This is a genomic window from Methylomagnum sp. (genome assembly GCF_054333355.1).
The window spans coordinates 1-3,409 of the sequence record NZ_JBTEKS010000443.1 but is presented as its reverse complement, the minus strand read 5'-3'; the positions used below and the strand labels follow the sequence as shown (position 1 = coordinate 3,409).

The 3,409-nt window shown below is 58.2% G+C and carries 3 protein-coding genes; 2 read left to right on the top strand and 1 reads right to left on the bottom strand.

Features of this window, described 5'->3' with window-relative positions:
• Together tilS and ACXWUF_RS20795 are read left to right on the top strand one after the other, a co-directional pair.
• Window positions 1-399, top strand: a 399-nt coding sequence (tilS, locus tag ACXWUF_RS20800; protein ID WP_458496473.1) for a tRNA lysidine(34) synthetase TilS, incomplete at its 5' end; no start/stop codon positions are given.
• A gap of 86 nt (window positions 400-485) precedes the next feature.
• Window positions 486-1,715: a dicarboxylate/amino acid:cation symporter gene (locus ACXWUF_RS20795; protein ID WP_458496472.1), complete on the top strand. Its 1,230-nt coding sequence runs from the start codon at window positions 486-488 to the stop codon at window positions 1,713-1,715.
• A gap of 252 nt (window positions 1,716-1,967) precedes the next feature.
• Here the strand turns inward: ACXWUF_RS20795 and ACXWUF_RS20790 are convergent, their stop codons facing one another.
• Window positions 1,968-2,624, bottom strand: coding sequence for a PEP-CTERM sorting domain-containing protein (locus ACXWUF_RS20790; RefSeq protein ID WP_458496471.1), 657 nt, complete (start codon window positions 2,622-2,624; stop codon window positions 1,968-1,970).
• Window positions 2,625-3,409 lie beyond the last annotated feature (785 nt).

The following is a 3,409-nucleotide window of genomic DNA, read 5'->3' as shown; positions in this document are numbered from 1 at the left end:
TTCAATCCGAACGCGGAGATTCCGTGGGCGGGCAGCGAGCCTTTGACCTTGCCTGACGCCAACGGGGCATTGGTCGCGACATTGACCGAAGGGCCGGGCCTAGCCCCGGAGCTTTGGCGGACGGGCACCATCACCGTGCGTTACCGGCAAGGCGGCGAGAGCTTGCGGCCCAGCGGGCGGCAGGATTCGCACGAACTCAAGAAGCTGTGCCAGGAAGCAGGGATTCCGCCATGGCAGCGGCAGCGGATTCCGCTGGTGTATATCGACGGGCGCTTGGCGGCGGTGGGTGGGTGGTGGATTGAGCAGTCCTTCGCGGGACCGGCGGATGGGCGGAATGTCGCCATCGCGTGGGAGCAGGCTTTAGCCCGCGACTTATTCAGATCACCAATCGCGGGCTGAAGCTCTTCTCCCACGATCCGCCGCCAAAGCAAGCTTTGGACTCCAGGCGCGTATCCAAACACCCAAACAACCGAACAACCCCCACCATGAATAAAAACACCCTCACCTACGCCATCCTCGCCGCCATGTTCCTAGGCATCATCACTGGCGAGGGCGTGCGGCGGCTGTATCCCGACCCTGCCACCATCCAAGCCTTCGCCGAGAATATCTCGCTGCTCAGCGATGTGTTCATGCGGCTCATCAAGACCATCATCGCGCCGCTGGTGTTTTCCACTTTAGTGGTGGGCATCGCCAAGCTGGGGGACGTGAAGGCCATCGGGCGCTTGGGCGGGAAAACCCTGCTGTATTTCCTGACCGCCAGCTTGGTTTCGTTGGTGTTGGGCATGATCTTGGTGAACCTGTTCCAGCCCGGCGTACACATGCATCTGCCGCTCCCGTCCGAAAACGCCAACGCGGGGCTGGCGGGCGGCCATTTCGACCTCAAGAATTTCCTGCACCACGTCGTGCCGGGCAACATCATCGAGGCCATGGCCCAGAACGAAATCCTGCAAATCGTGGTGTTCTCCATATTCTTCGGCATCGCCGCCGCGACCACGGGCGACCGGGGCGAACCGCTCATCGCCGCGCTGGACGGGCTGGGGCATGTGATGCTGCGGGTGACGGGTTACGTGATGCTGTTCGCGCCGCCCGCCGTGTTCGGCGCCGCCGCCGGGGTGGTCGCGCAGAAAGGGCTGGGGGTGCTGGCGACGTATGGCTTGTTGATCGGGGAGTTTTATCTGGCGCTGCTGCTGTTGTGGACGCTGCTGGTGCTGTTCGGATTCTTAGTTCTTGGCGGGCGGGTCAAGGCGTTGGTTTCCCGGCTGCGCGGCCCGTTTCTGCTGGCGTTCAGCACCGCCAGTAGCGAGGCGGCGTTCCCCAAGACGTTGCAGGAACTGGAGCGCTTCGGCTGCCCCAACCGCATCGCCAGCTTCGTGCTGCCGCTGGGCTATAGCTTCAACCTGGACGGCTCGATGATGTACATGACTTTCGCGGCCTTGTTCATCGCTCAAGCCTACGGCATCCCGCTGGATTTCGGTCAGCAGATCACGCTGCTACTGACCTTGATGCTCACCAGCAAGGGCATCGCGGGCGTGCCGCGTGCCTCGCTGGTGGTTATCGCCGGGGCGTTGTCGCTGTTCGATATTCCCGAGGCGGGGTTGTTGTTGCTGTTGCCCATCGACCATTTCCTGGACATGGGGCGCTCCGCCACCAATGTGTTGGGCAACGCGGTGGCGACGAGCGTGCTATCGAAATGGGAGGGGCAGTTGCGGCATTAGTTTTGATGGATACCGACTCGGTTTTAAAAACCGGGTCGGTATTTGCTACCTCATCACGCCTTGGGCAAGGTCACGCCAGTGACGTAGGTCGGGCATATATTTTCATGCCCGATATTTTGGTGCCGGGGAGCGTCGGGCATGAGTACATACCCGATCTACAAGCTGTATCCCATGCCGTCGGCGAAACCGTCCGAACCTTTATCCACACTCGCTTTGAAAATCGAATGAATGGCTCATCGAGCGGGGTATTTGTCATGATTTATATAGGTTATGGACCCGGCATTTCCTTCCCATCAATCCCGCCAAGCCTAATGCGAATAACCCGATAGTTCCGGGTTCAGGGACGGATATGGGGTCGACCGTCCAGTTCACATAAGTCAGGCTAGTACTGGGCAATGCCGCGTCCGCTGTCGAACTACCGCCGGAGCGGGCATCCGTGGTGTCATAACTATCGCCTGGATCGTAATAGTTAGCAGCGGATTCCCCGTCCACATATAAGTAGTTTTCCATCGTGTCCCAATCGGTATAAACCCACACATGATATGGCGTGAAGAACGCAACCCCTTCCACATAGGTGTTGCCCGGCGCGAATTGGCCAAACACCGTGTCCGGGAGTGTACCCTGAAAAGCGCCAGTAAATAACTGGTAAAGCGCCTCGCTGGCGGCAAGGGCAAACGAATGCTCGAACAGGAACGCCCCGCCCGCTGCGGTGCCAGCATCCAAATATGAGATTCCGCTGTAAAAGGTGGCGGTGTAGCTAGTCCCGCCGATGCTGACCCCGGAAATGCCAGTGATATTCCCAGGAGCGCCTATAAACTCTGGAATAGCGAGAGCGTTAGACGAAAAGGGAGCGGATAAAAACAATGCCAAACATAACAGCCGAGAATGACGAGAGAATTGAGCGACCATGACGGTATTCCCCATAGCGTGCTTATTGTAGGGTCCACGAATCGGCCCGTTGCCCAACACGGAAGCGGGATGAGCCGACCGATTGATTCCAGCGCGACGGGCGGGTAATTCACCTGGCGTCCCGTTGATGTCAAGGTAAACAAAGCGAAGCCACAATTCACCCTTACCAAGTAGGGTATTTGCAGGGTAATAATTGCGGGTGGCGGTGTCCGTTGGAATAGTGGGTACTTTTACCGGGAAATTTCGGTACGATTACCCAACCGGAATGTTGGAATCAAGGCGATAAGGTTGGAATCTCTGCGTGGTATGACGAGCGGCTGAAGACTTGCGCCAGAGGGCCGTAGGCCGGGTTGAGGCACGAAACCCGGCAAAACAGGCCACCCATTAGAGAATGGTATGCGTAGGTATATTCGTATCCAAATCAAAGGCGGCTGTTATTGCTTTGCGGTGAGTCTAGCGTCCGCCGCAATGCCGGGTTTCGTGCCTCAACCCGGCCTACGGTCCTCAATCTCCGATCCGGCAGCGGCGGTAATCGGTCATGTTGGTTTCCCGTCAATGGCGTTCCCGTTGGTGCGTGATGGGTTTCGCTACGCTCTACCCATCCTACAATTCAAAGTTTATTTAGGGTTACCCAGGCTACGCGGGCTTGGTCTTGCCGTCGCCGTCGGGGTCGTAGAACCGCCAATCGATGATCCAATGCTCGTTGGCATCCAAATTGACATACACGCAATTGACGACCCCGATGCCCTTTACGAGGCCATGCTCATTGCCGCTATACTGGCGGC

Excerpts from the sequence above, each read along its gene's own strand:
- ACXWUF_RS20795 (WP_458496472.1), top strand. The coding sequence starts at position 486 with ATGAATAAAAACACCCTCACCTACGCCATCCTCGCCGCCATGTTCCTA.
- ACXWUF_RS20790 (WP_458496471.1), bottom strand. The coding sequence starts at position 2,624 with ATGGTCGCTCAATTCTCTCGTCATTCTCGGCTGTTATGTTTGGCATTG.